Genomic DNA, 16,851 nt, shown 5'->3' with positions numbered 1-16,851 from the left:
GTTGATCGCGAGCAGGCTCACTCCTACTTTTGATCGGTATGTGGCCAAGATTCATGCATTACCGATAACCCCTGTAGGAGCGAGCCTGCTCGCGAAAGCGCCACCCCCAACACCACAAATCTCAAGCCTCAACCTCGCACCTGTGGCGAGCGAGCTTGCTCGCGTTGGAGCGCGCAGCGGTCCCATGTTTTGGGCTGCTGCACATCTGCGCAGGATTGATAAAAGGTCGGGGTTGGAGCGTGGGGCTTACGAACGCAACACGCCTATCGCGCGGCGATATTTCTCGACGCGTTCCAGATCGTCCCACGAAGGTTGGGCGATTCGTGACAGGTCGCTGTTTTCTTCCAGGTCAGCGAGTTTGACCACTCGGCCGATCGGGTTCAGCGCCGCGCGTTCGACGAAGGCTTCATAGGTTTCGCCTGGTATTTTGGTGACAGACTGGATCGCTTCCAGCACCGCTTCGCTGAACCCTTCCTGACGCAACGCTTCGAGGCTGATGCCGGTGTCTTCGACCACGTCGTGGAGCACGGCGACGATACGTTCCTCCAGGGTGCTCACCCGCAGCATCACTTTCAGCGGATGCAGAATGTAAGGCGATCCGCCCTTGTCGACCTGCCCTTCATGCGCAGCCGCAGCGATTGCAATCGCGCGTTCCAGTGTCTGGCTCATCTTGGTTTTCCTGAGGTAGGTCCCATATCCAAAGGCCAGTACCGCTCCCGACAATCGTCTGATCGTGGGCAATACTGGCAATATCGGCGCTTTTGACGATACTTCTGTGCGCTCATCTAACAACAAAAATAAAGGACTGAACATGTCTGAACTGCAACTGCACCCCAAAGCCGCGCAATCCTTGAGCCAATGGCACACGATGATTCGCACCGGCGACCTGCAAGCCTTGCCCTCGTTGCTCGCCCCTGACGCGGTGTTTCGCTCGCCGATGGCGCACACGCCTTACCCCGGCGCGGCGGTGGTTTCGATGATTCTGAACACGGTGTTCGGGGTGTTCGAGGACTTTGCCTACCACCGAGAACTGGCGACCGCCGATGGCTTGAATGTGGTGCTGGAATTCAGCGCCAGCGTGAGTGGCAAACAGCTGAAGGGCATCGACATGATCCGTTTCAATGAGGACGGAAAAATTGTCGAGTTCGAGGTAATGGTCCGCCCGTTGAGCGGTCTGCAAGCCCTCGGCGCGGAGATGGGCCAGCGGCTGGGTGCGTACCTGGCGGCAAGCAAAGGCTGAACAACACAACTGCATAGTGACCACCTGTGGCGAGGGGGCTTGCCCCCGTTCGGCTGCGCAGCAGTCGTAAATCCAGGCATCCGTTTCTTTCATGGGGAAGCTGGGGGTCGCTGCGCAACCCAACGGGGGCAAGCCCCCTCGCCACAGGGTTTGTGTCAGCAGGTCGAGCGAGATGCTGCGCAAAACGAATTGAACCCCACGCCCGCTGCTGTTTTCGAAACTCTATAAGCGCTGTCCCTCCTCCGAGGAAAGCGCTCCCTGGAGGAAATCCCGATGAACAGTAGACTGCCGCTTCTGTTTTTTATCGCCAGCCTCAGCCCGGCACTTGCCATGGCTGAAGGTTGTGATGTGCAAACCCGATCACAAAGCCCTTCCGTGCCCGCGGTCGAATCGCATACCTGCTACGAGTACGAAGGCATGCCGGTGAACTCCATCGACTGGTCGTGCAGCAACGAAAGCAAGGAAATGCTCAGCAGCACCAAGAAAAAAGTCGAGCATTGCGCCGATCGTTACCAAGCCACTTGCGTGGCCACGCTGACCCAGGAATCCCTGGCCAACCCGCACTCCACCAGCAAAGACAAAAACGCCAAATCGCTGAACATCCCTAACAACGCCCAAGTCACGACGTACTACTACGGCGCCGAACACATCGATCAGGCGCGGATCGATTGCGAATCGGGCGGCGGCCACTGGAAAACCAAATAGCTTCGGTTCAAGGGGACCGTTTAAAGGGACAGATTTATTTGTCTGGAAAATAAATCTGTCCCTTTAAAGGTTGATACACCAACCCGCCGCACAGCCGCGCGCAAACCCTCTGCATCCGTTATTTATGCTCAGTTCCCAGCTTAATAATATTTTACCGATACCAGGGTGAACCCTAGTCTTGAGCCCAAGAGATGGCAGGTCATAACCGACCTGACTCCCACTTCGAAGGGTATTGAGATGACCACAGATAAAATAAAAACAGACACGTTGATCGTCGGCGCCGGTCAGGCTGGCGTGGCCATGAGTGAACACCTGAGCAAACTCGGTGTGCCGCATCTGGTGCTGGAACGCAGCCGCATTGCCGAACGCTGGCGCACCGGGCGGTGGGATTCGTTGGTGGCCAACGGTCCGGCCTGGCACGATCGCTTTCCGGGGCTTGAGTTTGACGACGTCAGCCCCGACGGTTTTGCCCCGAAAGAGCGGGTCGCCGATTACTTCGAAGCCTATGCAAAAAAATTCAACGCACCGATTCGCACCGGCGTTGAAGTGAAGAAAGTCCAGCGCAACGTCGGTCGTCCCGGCTTCACCATCGAAACCTCGGAAGGCGTGATCGAAGCCAATCGTGTAGTCGCGGCGACCGGGCCGTTCCAGCGCCCGGTAATCCCGCCGATTGCACCGAAAGACGCACCGTTCAAGCAGCTTCACTCGGCCGACTATCGCAACCCGCAGCAACTGCCGGAAGGCGCGGTGCTGGTGGTGGGCGCCGGTTCTTCCGGTGTGCAGATTGCCGATGAATTGCAGCGCAGCGGCAAAAAGGTCTACCTCTCGGTCGGCGCCCACGACCGCCCTCCTCGCGCTTACCGCAACCGTGATTTCTGCTGGTGGCTGGGCGTGCTCGGCGAGTGGGATCAAGCGGCGATGAAACCTGGCCGTGAGCACGTGACCATCGCCGTCAGCGGCGCCCATGGTGGCAAAACCGTGGACTTCCGTGGCCTCGCCCATCGCGGCATGACCTTGGTGGGCCTGACCCAGGCGTTCGATGGCAGCGTCGCGACGTTCCAGCCGAACCTGTCCGAGAACCTCGCGCGCGGCGACGAAAACTACCGCGCGCTGCTGGACGCCGCCGACGCTTACATCGAGCGCAATGGCCTCGACCTGCCGGAAGAACCGGAAGCGCGGATTACCTTTGCCGATCCCGAGTGCGTGACCAAGCCGATCCTGCAACTCGACCTGGTCGAGGCGGGCGTGACGTCGATCATCTGGGCCACCGGTTTTGCCACCGATTACAGCTGGCTGCAGGTTGACGCGTTCGACGCCAACGGCAAACCGCAGCATCAACGCGGGGTGTCGAGCGAGGCCGGGGTGTATTTCCTCGGGCTGCCGTGGCAGTCGCGGCGCGGCTCGTCGTTTATCTGGGGCGTCTGGCACGACGCCAAATATGTCGCCGACCACATCGCCATCCAGCGTTCGTACCTGGAGTACCGCGATGCCGATGAGCGTCAGGCCGACAGCCTGCCTGCCGCCACGAAAACCACCGTCAGCGCTTAATTCTTTTTTCAGGAGCTTCACATGTCCACGCCCACTCACACCCGTATTCGCATGTTCAACACCAAGGAAACTTACCCGAACCAAAGCCTGGATAACGACTTGTGCCAAGCCGTGCGCGCTGGCAACACGGTGTATGTCCGGGGCCAGGTCGGCACCGATTTTGACGGCAAATTGGTCGGCCTCGGCGACCCGCGCGCGCAAACCGAGCAGGCGATGCGCAACGTCAAACAGTTGCTGGAAGAGGCTGGCAGCGACCTCAGCCACATCGTCAAAACCACCACTTACCTGATCGACCCGCGCTACCGCGAGCCGGTTTATCAGGAAGTCGGCAAGTGGCTCAAAGGCGTGTTTCCGATTTCGACCGGGCTGGTGGTGTCGGCGCTGGGGCAGCCGCAGTGGTTGATGGAGATTGATGTGATTGCGGTGATTCCTGAGTAAGCAGCGAAACCGCATGGCGGCATTCGCGGGCAAGCCTCGCTCCTACAGGGGTATGCGTTCCTTAGTAGGAGCGAGGCTCGCCCGCGAAGAGGCCCGCCCAGAAATCGACTCGCCAGGCCTGAACTCTTTCCAGCCTGAAAAAGGAGCAAAACCATGACCTTTTCCATCACCGCTCGCTGCCCCGACACCGGCCAACTCGGCATCGCCATCAGTTCTTCCAGCATTGCCGTCGGCGCGCGTTGCCCGTGGTTGTTGCCGGGGGTCGGCGCGGTCTCGACGCAGAACATCACCCTGCCGTCGCTCGGCCCGGACACGCTCGCGCTCATGGAGCAAGGCCTCGCGCCCGCCGAAGCGCTGGACAAAGTGCTGACCCGCAACGGCTACAGCCAATACCGGCAAATCACCGCAATCGACCACCTCGGGCGCACCGCGCATTTCAGCGGCGCGCAGACCTTGGGCACGCACAATGCGGTGTCCGGCGAACACTGCGTGGCGGCCGGCAACATGCTCGCCGAGCGTTCGGTAATCGAGGCGATGGTCGAGGCGTTCGAGCATGGCGAAGGCCAGCTCGCCGACCGTTTGCTCGCGGCGATGCACGCTGCGATTGCGGCCGGCGGTGAAGCCGGGCCGGTGCATTCGGCGGCGATGGTGGTGGTCGGCGAGCTGACCTGGCCGATCATCAATTTGCGCGTCGATTGGGCCGATGAAGACCCGATCGGTCAGTTGCAGAAACTCTGGGACGCCTATCGCCCGCAGGTTCAGGACTACATCGACCGCGCCCTCGCCCCGGACAAATCCCCGGGCTACGGCGTTGCCGGAGACGAGCGGTGAGCCACAGCCGCGACTTGCTTGCCACGCTGGTGGGGTTCGACACCACTAGCCGCGAATCCAATCTGCAACTGATCGAATTCGTCCGCGATTATCTTGCCGGTTTCGACGTGCCGTGCGAGCTGGTCTACAACGATGAGCGCAGCAAGGCCAATCTGTTCGCGACCATTGGCCCAGCGCAGCTGCCGGGCATCGTTTTGTCCGGACACACCGACGTGGTGCCGGTCGATGGCCAGCCGTGGAGTGTCGCGCCGTTCGAATTGAGCGAGCGCGATGGCAAGCTTTACGGGCGCGGCACTGCCGACATGAAAGGCTACATCGCCTGTGTTCTGGCGCTGGTTCCGGCGCTGGTGGAAGCGACGCTGAAACGGCCGGTGCACATTGCGCTGTCCTACGATGAAGAAGTCGGCTGCCTCGGCGTGCGCTCGTTGCTGAAAGCCTTGGAGCAGCGCCCGGTCAAACCGATGTTGTGCATCATCGGCGAGCCGACCGAGCTGAAACCGGTGCTCGGGCACAAGGGCAAACTGGCGATGCGCTGCGACGTTCACGGCGAAGCCTGCCATTCGGCCTACGCGCCGCTAGGCGTGAACGCGATTGAATACGCCGCCGAGCTGATCGGCGAACTCGGGCGAATCGGTCAGCGCCTGCGAGCCCCGGAGCATCACGACGCGCGTTTTGATCCACCGTTCAGCACCGTGCAAACCGGGGTCATATCTGGCGGCAAGGCGCTGAACATCGTCCCCGCCGATTGCCGCTTCGATTTCGAGATCCGCGCCCTGCCCTCGCATGATCCGAGCGAAGTTGCGCAGGCGCTGCAAAGCTACGCCGAGCAACACGTGCTGCCACGCATGCGCGCGGTCAGTGAGCAGAGCGATATTCGTTTCAGCGAGCTGTCGGCGTATCCCGGTCTGGCTACCGATGCGCGCAGTGAAGCGGCGGAACTGATTGCGGCGTTTTCCGGTTCGCGCGAGTTCGGCACCGTTGCGTTTGGCACTGAAGGCGGCTTGTTTGATGCGGCGGGGATTCCCACGGTGGTGTGCGGGCCGGGCAGCATGGAGCAGGGGCACAAACCGGACGAATTTGTCAGCCTCGCGCAGTTGCACGGTTGCGATGCAATGCTGCAGCGGCTGCTGCTGTCGATCAGCGCCTGAGGCCTGAGCCAGACGCTCAGGTGGCCGCCGCTCAGGTATCCGCCGCTCAGGTGTAAAGTCGGGCCAGTTCTTCCTGGCAATAATCGACGAACAACTGCACCGGTTTGGTCAGTTGCGCCCTCCTCAACCACGCCGCTGACAAGCCGGAGCCGGTCACGGTTTCGGCCAGCGGCACGCACACGACTTTCTGCCCGTCGTAGGTATACGGCGAAAACGGTTTGGTCACGAGGATCGAGAAACCAAAACCGCGCCCGACCATACCGCGCACCATCTCGATAGACGGTGAGCTGAAGACGATATGCGGGGTTAAACCGCGTTCTTCGAAAATGCTCACGAAGTAGGTCCGGCTCGGCACTACGTCGAGCAGGATCATCGGTTCCAGCACCAGATCATCGAGCGATACTTTCGCTTGCTGGGCGAAGCGATGGTCGGCCGGAAGCAACGCGTAAGGCTGCTGCGGCGGCATCAGCGCGACGGTTTCGATGGTGCTGTCGAGGTCGTGTTCGAAGAGCATTGCGAGGTCGATGCTGCCGGCGGTCAGGGCCTGGACCAGTTCCTGTTGTTCGCCGTCGCGAATGCGGATTTCCACGCCCGGCCAGCGTTCCTTGAAACCGGCGATCAAACGCGGCAGGTACAGCGGCGCGACGGTTTCGAAGCAGCCGATATCGATTTGTCCGGCGACCACGTCGTTGTCCGCCAGCGCGTTTTGCTCGAATTCGTGGGCGACCCGCAGCAGTTCCAGCGCCTTGCGGTAGAAGCGCGAGCCGCTCGGCGTCAGCGAAACGCCCTGGGCGTGGTGGCGGATAAACAGCTGCACGCCGAAGCTTTCTTCCAGATGTTTGATGGCCGTCGACACCGACGGCTGGGCGATGTAGAGCTTGCGCGAAGCCTCTGCCACGCTGCCGCACTCGGCGGTGGTGACGAAATAGCGCAACTGTCGCAAGTTATAAGCGGCCATGCAGACCTCCTGAAAAAAACACCCCAAACACCTGCCCTGCACACACCTGTCCTGGAATATCTGCAGGAGCAAGCCTTGCTCCCACAAGAGGCAGCGCTGGCTGGTTGAACCGCGAGAACACCACACCCGGAACATACCGGAGCGAGGAAAACCCGGGGCATATATTTTTTAAGGTTTGAAGCAACAAACTTACTAATTTATCTATGCCGGTGCTTTGCACATGATCACTCCAACAAGAAAAGCGTCGTTCACGCGGCGCTCACCGAAGTACGTCCACGTACTCACTTTGCCTTGGAGTTCGCCATGGTCACCACTGCAACAACCTCCGCCCCGCTTATCGAGAAACACACGATTGGCTACGTGCCACCGGAAGATCGCCATGGAAAGGTCCGGGATTTGTTCACCCTCTGGTTCGGCGGCAACATCGCGCCGCTGCCCATCGTCACCGGCGCCCTCGGCGTGCAACTGTTTCACCTGAACCTGGTGTGGGGCATTGTCGCGATTCTGGTCGGGCATCTGGTCGGCGGCGTGCTGATGGCGCTGCACTCGGCGCAAGGCCCGCAAATGGGTATCCCGCAGATGATCCAGAGCCGCGCCCAGTTCGGCTCGCTCGGTGCGCTGTTGGTAGTGCTGATCGCCGGCATCATGTACATCGGTTTCTTCGCCTCCAACATCGTCCTCGCCGGCAAGTCGCTGCACGGCGTGGTCGACAGCGTGCCAGTGCCGGTCGGCATCGTTATCGGCGCGCTCGGTTCGGGGATCATCGGCATCATCGGCTACCGCTTCATTCACGTGCTCAACCGCATCGGCACCTGGGTGCTCGGCGCCGGCATCGTGCTTGGCTTCGGCTACATCTTTACCCACGTGCAGACCGCCGACTTCCTCACCCGCGGCAGCTTCAACATCTCTGGTTGGCTGGCCACGGTGTCGCTGGCGGCGCTTTGGCAAATCGCCTTCGCCCCTTACGTCTCCGACTATTCGCGTTACCTGCCGGCGGACGTGCCGGTCGCCTCAACGTTCTGGACCACCTATCTGGGCACCGTGCTCGGTTCCAGTTTGTCGTTTATCTTTGGCGCCGTTGCCGTGTTGGCGACGCCAATCGGCATGGACACCATGGACGCGGTCAAACTCGCCACCGGCTCCATCGGCCCGTTGATGCTGGTGTTGTTCCTGCTCAGCGTCATCAGCCACAACGCCCTCAACCTCTACGGCGCGGTGCTGTCGCTGATCACCCTGGTGCAAACCTTCGCCTATCGCTGGATCCCGACCGCCAAGAGCCGCGCCGTGATCTCGGTGATTGTTCTCGGCGGTTGCTGCTTCGCGGCGGTCGGCGCTTCGGCGGATTTCATCGGCCACTTTGTCGACATGGTGTTGGTGCTGCTGGTGGTGTTGGTGCCGTGGACCGCGATCAACCTGATCGACTTCTATGCGATCCATAAAGGTCAGTACGACATCGACTCGATCTTCCACGTCGATGGCGGCATTTATGGTCGCTACAACCCGCAGGCGCTGCTGGCCTATGCGATCGGCATCATCGTGCAAATCCCGTTCATGAACACCCCGCTGTACGTCGGGCCGATTTCTGAACACATCAACGGCGCCGACCTGTCATGGCTGGTCGGCCTGCTGGTGACGTCGCCGCTGTATTTCTGGCTGGCGAACCGCGACACGGCGTACAAACGTCGCTTGTCCACCGGCAAACTGGCGAGCGGCATGTAATTCGTCACTGTTCCAAACCTGAAAAACCCGCACATGCTGCGGGTTTTTCTCGTTTCAGGGTGCGGTGCGACAGATGCCTGCACGCAAGTGACTGCCGAGTCGTTTTAAGGCTGGGCATTCGCGTAGCAACCTGCAACCCGCGCCGATGATCAAACTTGAACGTCCGTATTTTTCATCAGTCAGTGATCCCTGTATCAAGACTTTCGTACAGACGATTGAAGCAATCGGTCGTCGATGGCAATGTTTTGGAAATTTTTTGTTTCGCAAACAGGAGTGCGCGATGCGCCAGACTGATCAGGATTTCAACTATTGGTGGAACACCTCCGGCCCGTGGGTAGAAGAGCCCAACGTGCGCCGAAGTGGCACCAGCGGCGTGCAGCGCGTCACGCATGACGGCACCACTGTTTACGTCAAACGCCAAACCGGCCACCTGTTTCGCAGCCTCAAATACCCGTTCGGCCGTCCGACCGTGCTGCGCGAAGGCAAGGCCTTGTCCAAACTGCAGGAACTCGGCGTGCCCGCGCCCCAGCCGATTTTCTACAGCGCCAAGAAGGTCGACGGCGTTTGGCAGGGCCTATTGGTGACCAAGGACCTGAACGGTTTTCAGGACCTAGACACGTGGTACGACAATGGCGGGCAAGCCCGCTTGAGCGAACACGAACACCTGCAATTGCTCGAACGTCTGGCGACCCTGCTGGCCAGAATGCATTTGGGCCGCTGGCAGCACGGCTGCATGCGTTCCAAACATGTTTTCATCAAGGAACGGAACACCGCTGCAGGTATCGAGGTGGAACTGGCGTTGCTCGATCTGGAGAAATCCCACGGCCGCGCCACTACTCTGAGCGCCGCGCGCCACGATATTCCGCAACTGCGCCGGCATTCGTACTGGAGCGTGGCGGAATGGCGAACGTTCCTTGCCTGCTATGAAAAGATTCTCGGCCAGCCCCTCGGCAGCGATGTCCACGCAAACGTGCAACCGCGACGCCGGGCATTAAGCTAAGATTTGCCGCTCCAAAGGTTCGCGGACCTGCCAATGTGCACCGGAACGCTCAATGCAAACGAGGGAAAGACAATGCAGCACGTCACGCCGAACCGCTTTATAACGGGCCTGTTCGCCCTGTTGCTGCTCTGCGTGACGTTGCCGGCCCTCGCTCAGCCCGACCCCGCCCAGCAAAGCAATTCGCGCAGCCTGCCGGAGTTGACGGAAACCGCGAGCCTGGACGACCTGAACAATCAGCTCGACCTGATCCGTCAGAAAGTCTCGGTCAGCGCCAACGACGACTTGCTGTCGAGCCTGCGCCAGGCTGCGTTGCAGGTGCAAAAGCAGGCTGACAGCCTGACCTCGCAGCAAACCACCGACATTGAGCACCTCGACGAGCAGATCAACATTCTCGGCCCGGTTGAACGCGACGAAGCGCCGACCATCAGCAGTCAACGCAAAGCGCTGACCGCCCAAAAGAACCGCCTGATCAGTGACCAAAAGCAGACCAGCGGCTTGAGCCAATCAGCCCGTGACCTGGCTACGCAGATCTTCAGCTTGCGCCGCAGCCTCTTCGACTCGCAAATCAGTACACGCTCGGCGAGCCCGCTGAGCACCGAATTCTGGTCGAGCATTATTCGCCCGACCGACGACGATCTGGGGCGTCTGCAAGGCCTGCTCAAAGACGTCAAAAACGTTTTCACCACCGCCATGGCACCCGGCAATCGCCTGCAATTCATCGCCGTGGTGCTCGGCGCACTGTTGATTTGGGTGGTCGGCCGACGCTTGCTCGAATCGTTGCTGATCCGCTTGATGATCCGCTGGTTGCCTGAAGGTCGGCTGCGCCGCAGCGCTTTGGCACTCGCCGTCGGGCTGGCGACCATCCTGACCATCGGCGCCGCGACCGCGCTGCTGATCTGGGGCATCACCAGCAACGCCGCGCCGTCCGCCGATGTTCTCAACCTGCTCAACCAGTTGCAGACGCTGATCATTTTCTGCGCCTTCATCGTTGGCCTCGGCCGTGCTCTGTTGATGCTCTCGCACCCGTCCTGGCGCTTGCCGCAGATTCCTGACCAGATCGCTACCGCCATGGGCCACTTCCCTGTGGTGCTGGCGCTGGCGCTGATGCTCATCGGCACCCAGGAACGGATCAACAGCGTGATCGCCAGCAGCCTGGCGCTGACCGTGGCGGTCAACGGCCTGACCGCGCTGGCCGTGTCGCTGGTGTTTTTCTTCGCCCTGCTGCGCTATCGCCGCACCCGTCGCAAGTTTGAGCTGGAACGCCTCGCCGGTTTTGCCGGGCTGATCCCGTTTGTCGTCGCGGTGTGGGTTGGCTTCAGCCTGCTGGCGTTGCTCGCTGGTTACCTGACGCTGGCGTATTTCCTGACGGTGAAACTGCTGTGGATCAGCGTGGTGTCAGCCACGGCTTATCTGCTGATCGCCTGCTTCGGTGACCTCTGCGAAACCCTGCTTTCACCCAAGCAGCCCGGCGGTCTGGCGCTCGGCGCAGCACTCGGTTTGTCGCCGCGTCACCAGGCGCAGGCAAGCACGGTATTGGCGGGGATCGGCCGCACGTTGTTGTTGTTCACTGCGGTTTTACTCGCCTTCCTGCCGTCCGGTTCCAGCCCCGGAGAATTGCTCGAAAGCTTCACCCGGATGGATCTGCGCAACAAACCGCTGGGTAACCTGAACATCGTTCCCGGCGACATTCTGCTCGCGCTGATTCTGCTGGTCGCCGGTCTGCTCGGCATCCGCGCACTCAAGGAATGGCTGGGCGACAAGCTGCTGCCGGAAACCAACATGGACGCCGGCATGCGCGCCTCGCTGGTGACGCTGGTCGGTTACATCGGCGTGGTGCTGGTGGTGATGGTCGTGCTGTCGACCCTGCGCATCAGCCTGACCAACCTGACTTGGGTGGTCAGTGCGCTGTCGGTCGGTATCGGTTTTGGCCTGCAAGCCATTGTGCAGAACTTCATCTCCGGCCTGATCCTGCTCACCGAACGCCCGGTCAAAGTCGGCGATTGGGTCAGCCTGGCCGGCGTCGAGGGCGACATCCGCCGCATCAACGTGCGCGCCACCGAAATCCAGATGGCCGACCGCTCGACGGTGATCGTGCCGAACTCGCAATTCATCACGCAAAACGTACGCAACGTGACGATGGGCAACGCGCTGGGCGTGGTCGGCATCACCCTGACCTTGCCGCTGGAAACTGACGTGCTGAAGATTCGTGAACTGCTGATGGACGCTTTCACCGAACACGAAGCCGTGCTGGACAACCCCGCGCCCTCGGTAACTTTCAAAGACCTGACCACCGCCGGGCTGGTCATCAGCGTCAGCGGCTACGTCAACAGCCCGCGCACCGTCGGCGGCACCCGCAGCGACCTGCTGTTCACCGTCCTCAGCCGCCTGCGCGACATGGGCATCGCCCTGTCGTCACCGCAAAGCATGATGTTGATCAGCGAAGGCGTCGAAAAAACCCCACCTGTGGTCGAGTAATCCGCGCAACGGGCGCTCGACTCAATCCTCCGAGCGCCCTCGCCCTTCACGGTCGCCCACGTAATGCCTGCCGAGCGCAAACGCCGGCAGCCACGACTCGCGGCGCACCGTCCAACTTTCGTAAGTGGGCTGCAACTGATCCGGCGCATCCAGCGCACCGAGGTTCACTTCGACTTCGTCACCGCTGCGATTGAACACCGACGAGCCGCAACGCGGACAGAAACACCGCCCGGCGTAATCACGCGTCTCACCCTCAATCGTCACCGCCTCCTGCGGAAAAATCGCCGACGCGTGAAACAGCGCGCCGTGGTACTTGCGGCAGTCCAGACAATGGCAGAGGCCGACTCGATACGGGCGGCCCGTCGCCTCGAATCGCACATCGCCGCAGAGGCAACCACCGGTAAATCGGTCCATGCGGGGCTCCTTTTGATCAGGTGTAGGGGACTGATTAAAAGTAGCAGTGATTGGCTGGGGTTGGCTGAGGTTGGCTGGGATTGGCTGCGCGTGAGGCGAATGGGGGGATCTGCTGCTGTGAGTCGAGCTGATATCATTCGCGCAATTACAAGCTTGGGTGAAAATCATGAACCGTCGAAAGAAAATTCAGCAACTGTTGAAGGCTCACGCGAAGAAGGCCAGCTCCAAATTGGCGCCGGTGAACAAAGATAAATACGTGAGTAAGGCGGATCGGGCGAAGTTGGAAGCTGAGGCTGAGGCGAACCAGGGGGCTGGGGTTTCTGGTTCTGATGAAGGTTGAGTGCTGAGGCGGTTATTGCCTGCTGATATTTGGGTGAGTGCCAAGTAGTAGCCGTTGCAATCGCGCAGGCCGAACTATTGGGAGCCGTAAGGCATGTACTGAAATGTTTTCGCGGCGGGCAGCGTTCGGCCAAGAGCTACCGTTCCAGAAATGCAGCTTCTGAACCATTTCAGACATCAATTCACGGGCCACTGGTATAGATGAGCACAGCTATGAATGCTGCGAATGGAGATAGCAGAATCAGGCCTCCGACGACAACTGCCCAGCCCCAGGCAAAACCACTCTCTCCCTTGAAACGTCCGCCACTCAGCAAGCCCAACACAAACACGCCAATTCGATGAGCTATCAAATCGATAATGAAGTCCATTGGCCCTTTCTCCTTGCCGGTTTTCCATGAGACATCAGAACGTCAGCTTCTGGCCGATTGCCTTCTCACAAGAGGATCCCTTACGCTTGGAAGAATCGATCGGGCCGGCATGGGCAAAGGGCACTGGACGGTTTGTCATCAATGATCTCCTCGCTGGCCAGGCGTCCCACTACCGCCGCCAAAGTAATTCCAGGGTGCATTGCACAAACATAAACGCCGCCCACTTTTGGTAGATAACCGATGACGGGGATGCCATCGGCAGGCATGGGCCTAAGTCCGACACAAGCCCATTCCAGATCTATGGAAACAACACCATGGAGTTCGTTCTGGATTGTCTTGGCAGTTCGAAGCGCTATCGCTGCCGGCTGATTTTCCATGGCGTCGTCCAAGTAATCTTCTGCCGCCAGCAACGCACCATCCGAACTTTGCCTCACTTCCATTTCAAGGCTGGAGATGAGGGTGTGCACGAGGTTGGGTTGTGACTTGTAACGGATGAAAATGGCAGGCGAGGCCTCTATTGGCAGGGACACTTCAAGCATGCCTGTCAGCTCCGAGATGCCTGTCCCGGCTGCCAATACGACAATATCGGCATCGATGATGCCTATTGTTGTTTCGACTCCGATCACCTTTGCACTCTGGGTTACAAAACCGAGCACTCGCGTCTGAGTGAGAGTTTTCGCCCCATATGCCTCGGCACCTGCGATTAACGCATGCGAAACTGCCACTGCATCCAGCGCCCCTTCTTCAGTTGCATATAAAGCAGACTGAGGAGGGTTCTTTAGATTTGGTTCAAGGTCGAGAATCTGCGATCGAGACACTAGGTTTGCCGAAGTCTGGTTACCTGAGATCGGCAGCGCTCCATTCGCCATCACGCTGTAAGACAAGGCTCCTGTCCATCGTATTTTCAGACCAGGCAGCTGCGTTTCGAGTCGGCGGTACTCCTTGATTGCAGAACCGCGCAGTTGCGCAATTGGGTCAGGTTCGGGGTGTGAGGTATTGATCCAAGCGAATGAACTGCCAGTCACTCCCGAAGCTATACCTTCAGCCTCGACCAAGGTGACATTCGCGCCTTTACCTGCCAAGTGATACGCCAATGACGCGCCCACGATGCCTGCACCAATGACAACGACTCGTTTGCCCTGACCATTTCCCATATCAACCTCCGTTCTGTCGATGTGCCGATGGTATGACAGCTGGATGATTTCATGACATGAGAACCTGATCGTTCAGGACGCTTTTTGAGTGTCTGCTTCTGGCCGATATCTGCCGTTGGCGATCGGCGGCTTTCGGCCAGAAGTGGACCTCAACGAGCAATACAAGAAGTAGCCATCGCGTAGATCTTGTCCCCTTGCCAACCAGGCGCCGTGCAGATACTGTCCACTCATGAATCAGCTACGTATTGCCTCGACCACCACTACCACGACCGCCCGAGGCGGGTCGTGAGAGGCGTCGTGAGTCAATAACGCACGAACTTCAAAGGCCCGCCAGTGATGGATAGGGCCTTTTCTTTTGCCCTTGTGTCGCTGGTCCAAACGCAAGGAAAAGCACTATGCATGCACTGTTGATTCTCGATATGCAGGTTGGATTGTTTCATGGCCCGGATAAACCATGGGCTGGTGAGGCGCTGCTGAATACGTTTAATAGTCTGTTGAATAAAGCCCGCATGGCCAGCGCGCCAATTTTTCTTGCTCGCCACGTCGGTCCGCCCGGCTCGCCTATCGAACCTGGAAGCCCGTTGACGCAGTTGGTGCAGGAACTGTCGCTGCAAGGCGATGAAGTGATTTTCACAAAAAGCCGACCTAACGCTTTCGCCATGACTGACCTGGCCGATCGACTAAAGGCTTGTGGTTCTCAAGGCGTGGTTATTGCCGGAATGAAGACCCAGTATTGTGTCGATAGCACCTGCCGCGCCGCACGAGATCTTGGATTCGATGCAGTGCTGATCGCCGATGGTCATACCTGCACCGACACTCCCGCATTGAAGGCTGAAAGTATCGTCGCTCATCACAATGCAACCCTGGCGGGCCCATTCTGTCATGTCGTTCACGCTGAGAACTGGCGTTTCTAACCGGCATTGATAGATCGACTCAAGTTCTGAGTCGATCTGTCCGCTCTACGTGGCTGCTGCCCCACGGCAGGCAGCAATCGGCCAAGAGCGGACGTTCAAATAACAAAATGGTGGCATGCCAAAGAAATTCTTTAGCAAGTTGTTCACATCACATAGAAGGCTTTTGCTGAAGATCTACCCGCTTCAAAAGCTCAACTAGTTGAGTATCCAGCGCCTCAAAGTCATCGCGTTGGCGATCATACTGGTAAAGCACTTCAATCGTTTTTCCGTAGAGGCGGTCGGCTTCAAAAGTCGTCAGCCCCCTACTGACGTAAACGGACGTTCCGTCAATGCCCTGAAGCAGGTAAACGGTCTGACCTCGAAACTTGTATTCGCTTCTGCCTGCCGTCACAGACGTGGGCTCTAGCCCTTTTAGCGCTGTTTGCCCCCGAGGAATCGGAGTTTCGACAGGTCTTATTCGCACAATCATATGAGAACCTCTGACTATGTCCGGCTGGACTATTCGCATACCTTTCAGCTCAACACCGAATGTAACAACACTGGATTTAGTACGCTTTATCCACGTGCATACTGATGAGGGCAATGTAATTTGAAAACTTGCGGCGTCACATCGTCCATCCACCGCGACAACCGGTGAAGCCGTCTCTGGAGAAAGTAAATGAAACAATGGAACCAAGCCTAAAGCCAAAAAAACACCCAGACCTAATCGCCGTGTCACCGCCATGATCTGTCTCTACCTAATATATTTTTAAGTGACGTATCACCTGAATATACCCCACCATCACCTTCGCGAACTGTTAATTACCTAGCGTCGGCTCGTTTCAGAAACACGCTGGACAGAGGTTTGAGGTGAATGACTGCAATGGGGCGTTTTCTGCCTATGCCAACGGCAGAGTCGGGCCGTTTTCAGCCGGTCGCCACGGGCAGAAAACGTCCAAGAGCAGCCAGATGTCGCGGATTGTACTGGTCGGGATTGCTGTTTACTTTTGCAGGCGCTAGCCTCGCCAAATTTAAAATGCACAAATCAAGGTCATGCCGATGTAGAGCAGCACCTGAGAAAATGCGTTAGTAGAGATCGAGAAAGCGATTATGACTTTACGCCCCGCAACTGATTCTGATCGAGCAGCCCTCTTTGACTTGCATCGAACAGTCTTCCACAGTCACATCGAGAAAATATGGGGCTGGAATGAAAGTTGGCAACTCTCACATTTTGCAGCGGAGTTCGCGTGCGCAGCCACTTCAGTTATTGAAGCCGATGGCCAGATTGTTGGATACGTTCAGATCCTGGACCAGGAAGATCGGATCTATGTTCAGAACATCGCTGTTTCACAGGAGTTTCAACGCAAGGGCATTGGCACCCGCATTCTAAAGAAACTCCAGCTGAACGCGGCTGCCCGAAATGTACCCGTGCAATTGGGCGTTTTCCGAACGAACACATTGGCACAAAGGCTCTATGAAAGTCTGGGCTTTCGCCGGACTGGCGAAACAACCACACATATCGAAATGTCTTGGGCTGCGAACTGAAATTCGAGTTATATCAAAGCCTTGGCTAGCTAAAGGGCAGGAGCGGATGTTTGAACCGTCGCTGATTTTGTAGAAG

At 58.6% G+C, this 16,851-nt stretch carries 18 protein-coding genes; 12 read left to right on the top strand and 6 right to left on the bottom strand.

The window, feature by feature from the left end:
- Nucleotides 1-246: 246 nt before the first annotated feature.
- The gene (locus BLU01_RS24960) at nucleotides 247-669 is read right to left on the bottom strand and encodes an HD domain-containing protein (RefSeq protein WP_092280492.1); all 423 of its coding nucleotides are present in this window, start codon (nucleotides 667-669) and stop codon (nucleotides 247-249) included.
- Nucleotides 670-811: 142 nt separating this feature from the next.
- Here BLU01_RS24960 and BLU01_RS24955 point away from each other — a divergent pair, with 142 nt between their 5' ends.
- The 6 genes from BLU01_RS24955 to argE all read left to right on the top strand — a co-directional run bounded on the left by BLU01_RS24955 (nucleotide 812) and on the right by argE (nucleotide 5,910).
- A complete protein-coding gene (locus BLU01_RS24955; protein WP_092280490.1) occupies nucleotides 812-1,240 on the top strand; it encodes a nuclear transport factor 2 family protein in 429 nt (142 codons plus the stop codon).
- Nucleotides 1,241-1,513: 273 nt separating this feature from the next.
- Nucleotides 1,514-1,945, top strand: coding sequence for a hypothetical protein (locus BLU01_RS24950; RefSeq protein ID WP_092280488.1), 432 nt, complete (start codon nucleotides 1,514-1,516; stop codon nucleotides 1,943-1,945).
- 201 nt (nucleotides 1,946-2,146) lie between these two features.
- Nucleotides 2,147-3,493: a flavin-containing monooxygenase gene (locus tag BLU01_RS24945; RefSeq protein ID WP_408003150.1), complete on the top strand. Its 1,347-nt coding sequence runs from the start codon at nucleotides 2,147-2,149 to the stop codon at nucleotides 3,491-3,493.
- Nucleotides 3,494-3,514: 21 nt separating this feature from the next.
- Nucleotides 3,515-3,931: a RidA family protein gene (locus BLU01_RS24940; RefSeq protein WP_092280484.1), complete on the top strand. Its 417-nt coding sequence runs from the start codon at nucleotides 3,515-3,517 to the stop codon at nucleotides 3,929-3,931.
- A gap of 153 nt (nucleotides 3,932-4,084) precedes the next feature.
- Nucleotides 4,085-4,762: a DUF1028 domain-containing protein gene (locus BLU01_RS24935; RefSeq protein WP_092280482.1), complete on the top strand. Its 678-nt coding sequence runs from the start codon at nucleotides 4,085-4,087 to the stop codon at nucleotides 4,760-4,762.
- A complete protein-coding gene (gene argE, locus BLU01_RS24930) occupies nucleotides 4,759-5,910 on the top strand; it encodes an acetylornithine deacetylase (RefSeq protein WP_092280480.1) in 1,152 nt (383 codons plus the stop codon). The genes BLU01_RS24935 and argE overlap by 4 nt, the downstream gene beginning before the upstream one ends.
- Nucleotides 5,911-5,956: 46 nt before the next feature.
- Here the strand turns inward: argE and BLU01_RS24925 are convergent, their stop codons facing one another.
- Nucleotides 5,957-6,868: a LysR family transcriptional regulator gene (locus BLU01_RS24925; RefSeq protein WP_092280478.1), complete on the bottom strand. Its 912-nt coding sequence runs from the start codon at nucleotides 6,866-6,868 to the stop codon at nucleotides 5,957-5,959.
- Between the two features lie 303 nt (nucleotides 6,869-7,171).
- Between BLU01_RS24925 and BLU01_RS24920 the strand changes: the two genes are divergently transcribed.
- The 3 genes from BLU01_RS24920 (at nucleotide 7,172) to BLU01_RS24910 (ending at nucleotide 12,062) form a co-directional block, all read left to right on the top strand.
- Nucleotides 7,172-8,587, top strand: coding sequence for a purine-cytosine permease family protein (locus BLU01_RS24920; protein WP_092280476.1), 1,416 nt, complete (start codon nucleotides 7,172-7,174; stop codon nucleotides 8,585-8,587).
- 280 nt (nucleotides 8,588-8,867) lie between these two features.
- Nucleotides 8,868-9,587 (top strand): lipopolysaccharide kinase InaA family protein, encoded by a 720-nt coding sequence (locus tag BLU01_RS24915; protein ID WP_092280474.1) that lies wholly within the window; start codon nucleotides 8,868-8,870, stop codon nucleotides 9,585-9,587.
- Between the two features lie 72 nt (nucleotides 9,588-9,659).
- Nucleotides 9,660-12,062, top strand: coding sequence for a DUF3772 domain-containing protein (locus tag BLU01_RS24910; RefSeq protein WP_092280472.1), 2,403 nt, complete (start codon nucleotides 9,660-9,662; stop codon nucleotides 12,060-12,062).
- Nucleotides 12,063-12,083: 21 nt separating this feature from the next.
- Here the strand turns inward: BLU01_RS24910 and BLU01_RS24905 are convergent, their stop codons facing one another.
- Nucleotides 12,084-12,476: a GFA family protein gene (locus tag BLU01_RS24905; protein ID WP_092280470.1), complete on the bottom strand. Its 393-nt coding sequence runs from the start codon at nucleotides 12,474-12,476 to the stop codon at nucleotides 12,084-12,086.
- 166 nt (nucleotides 12,477-12,642) lie between these two features.
- On the opposite strand from BLU01_RS24905, the gene BLU01_RS24900 reads away from it, so the two are divergent.
- Nucleotides 12,643-12,816 carry a DUF2986 domain-containing protein gene (locus tag BLU01_RS24900; RefSeq protein WP_092280468.1) on the top strand — a complete coding sequence of 58 codons (174 nt, stop codon included), beginning with the start codon at nucleotides 12,643-12,645 and terminating at the stop codon, nucleotides 12,814-12,816.
- A gap of 181 nt (nucleotides 12,817-12,997) precedes the next feature.
- Here the strand turns inward: BLU01_RS24900 and BLU01_RS24895 are convergent, their stop codons facing one another.
- Complete coding sequence (locus tag BLU01_RS24895) at nucleotides 12,998-13,183, bottom strand: hypothetical protein (protein WP_092280466.1); 186 nt, start codon at nucleotides 13,181-13,183, stop codon at nucleotides 12,998-13,000.
- Nucleotides 13,184-13,263: 80 nt separating this feature from the next.
- The gene (locus BLU01_RS24890) at nucleotides 13,264-14,337 is read right to left on the bottom strand and encodes an NAD(P)/FAD-dependent oxidoreductase (RefSeq protein WP_092280464.1); all 1,074 of its coding nucleotides are present in this window, start codon (nucleotides 14,335-14,337) and stop codon (nucleotides 13,264-13,266) included.
- A gap of 395 nt (nucleotides 14,338-14,732) precedes the next feature.
- On the opposite strand from BLU01_RS24890, the gene BLU01_RS24885 reads away from it, so the two are divergent.
- Nucleotides 14,733-15,251 (top strand): cysteine hydrolase family protein, encoded by a 519-nt coding sequence (locus tag BLU01_RS24885; RefSeq protein ID WP_092280462.1) that lies wholly within the window; start codon nucleotides 14,733-14,735, stop codon nucleotides 15,249-15,251.
- A gap of 148 nt (nucleotides 15,252-15,399) precedes the next feature.
- Here the strand turns inward: BLU01_RS24885 and BLU01_RS27665 are convergent, their stop codons facing one another.
- Nucleotides 15,400-15,975, bottom strand: a complete 576-nt coding sequence (locus tag BLU01_RS27665) for a hypothetical protein (RefSeq protein ID WP_157720188.1) — start codon at nucleotides 15,973-15,975, stop codon at nucleotides 15,400-15,402.
- A gap of 365 nt (nucleotides 15,976-16,340) precedes the next feature.
- Between BLU01_RS27665 and BLU01_RS24875 the strand changes: the two genes are divergently transcribed.
- Nucleotides 16,341-16,775, top strand: a complete 435-nt coding sequence (locus BLU01_RS24875; RefSeq protein WP_092280458.1) for a GNAT family N-acetyltransferase — start codon at nucleotides 16,341-16,343, stop codon at nucleotides 16,773-16,775.
- Nucleotides 16,776-16,851 lie beyond the last annotated feature (76 nt).

This window comes from Pseudomonas prosekii (assembly GCF_900105155.1).
In the GTDB taxonomy this organism is placed as follows: domain Bacteria; phylum Pseudomonadota; class Gammaproteobacteria; order Pseudomonadales; family Pseudomonadaceae; genus Aquipseudomonas; species Aquipseudomonas prosekii.
The sequence above is the reverse complement of the archived record's forward strand: the minus strand, read 5'-3'. Positions and strand labels throughout refer to the sequence as shown.

What these genes read in the sequence shown, in the direction of transcription:
- BLU01_RS24925 (WP_092280478.1), bottom strand. Translation starts at nt 6,868, where the DNA reads ATGGCCGCTTATAACTTGCGACAGTTGCGCTATTTCGTCACCACCGCC.
- BLU01_RS24920 (WP_092280476.1), top strand. Translation starts at nt 7,172, where the DNA reads ATGGTCACCACTGCAACAACCTCCGCCCCGCTTATCGAGAAACACACG.
- BLU01_RS24910 (WP_092280472.1), top strand. Translation starts at nt 9,660, where the DNA reads ATGCAGCACGTCACGCCGAACCGCTTTATAACGGGCCTGTTCGCCCTG.
- BLU01_RS24950 (WP_092280488.1), top strand. Translation starts at nt 1,514, where the DNA reads ATGAACAGTAGACTGCCGCTTCTGTTTTTTATCGCCAGCCTCAGCCCG.
- BLU01_RS24890 (WP_092280464.1), bottom strand. Translation starts at nt 14,337, where the DNA reads ATGGGAAATGGTCAGGGCAAACGAGTCGTTGTCATTGGTGCAGGCATC.
- BLU01_RS24900 (WP_092280468.1), top strand. Translation starts at nt 12,643, where the DNA reads ATGAACCGTCGAAAGAAAATTCAGCAACTGTTGAAGGCTCACGCGAAG.
- BLU01_RS24895 (WP_092280466.1), bottom strand. Translation starts at nt 13,183, where the DNA reads ATGGACTTCATTATCGATTTGATAGCTCATCGAATTGGCGTGTTTGTG.
- BLU01_RS24915 (WP_092280474.1), top strand. Translation starts at nt 8,868, where the DNA reads ATGCGCCAGACTGATCAGGATTTCAACTATTGGTGGAACACCTCCGGC.
- BLU01_RS24885 (WP_092280462.1), top strand. Translation starts at nt 14,733, where the DNA reads ATGCATGCACTGTTGATTCTCGATATGCAGGTTGGATTGTTTCATGGC.
- BLU01_RS24940 (WP_092280484.1), top strand. Translation starts at nt 3,515, where the DNA reads ATGTCCACGCCCACTCACACCCGTATTCGCATGTTCAACACCAAGGAA.
- BLU01_RS24935 (WP_092280482.1), top strand. Translation starts at nt 4,085, where the DNA reads ATGACCTTTTCCATCACCGCTCGCTGCCCCGACACCGGCCAACTCGGC.
- BLU01_RS24875 (WP_092280458.1), top strand. Translation starts at nt 16,341, where the DNA reads ATGACTTTACGCCCCGCAACTGATTCTGATCGAGCAGCCCTCTTTGAC.
- BLU01_RS24960 (WP_092280492.1), bottom strand. Translation starts at nt 669, where the DNA reads ATGAGCCAGACACTGGAACGCGCGATTGCAATCGCTGCGGCTGCGCAT.
- BLU01_RS24955 (WP_092280490.1), top strand. Translation starts at nt 812, where the DNA reads ATGTCTGAACTGCAACTGCACCCCAAAGCCGCGCAATCCTTGAGCCAA.
- BLU01_RS24905 (WP_092280470.1), bottom strand. Translation starts at nt 12,476, where the DNA reads ATGGACCGATTTACCGGTGGTTGCCTCTGCGGCGATGTGCGATTCGAG.
- BLU01_RS27665 (WP_157720188.1), bottom strand. Translation starts at nt 15,975, where the DNA reads ATGGCGGTGACACGGCGATTAGGTCTGGGTGTTTTTTTGGCTTTAGGC.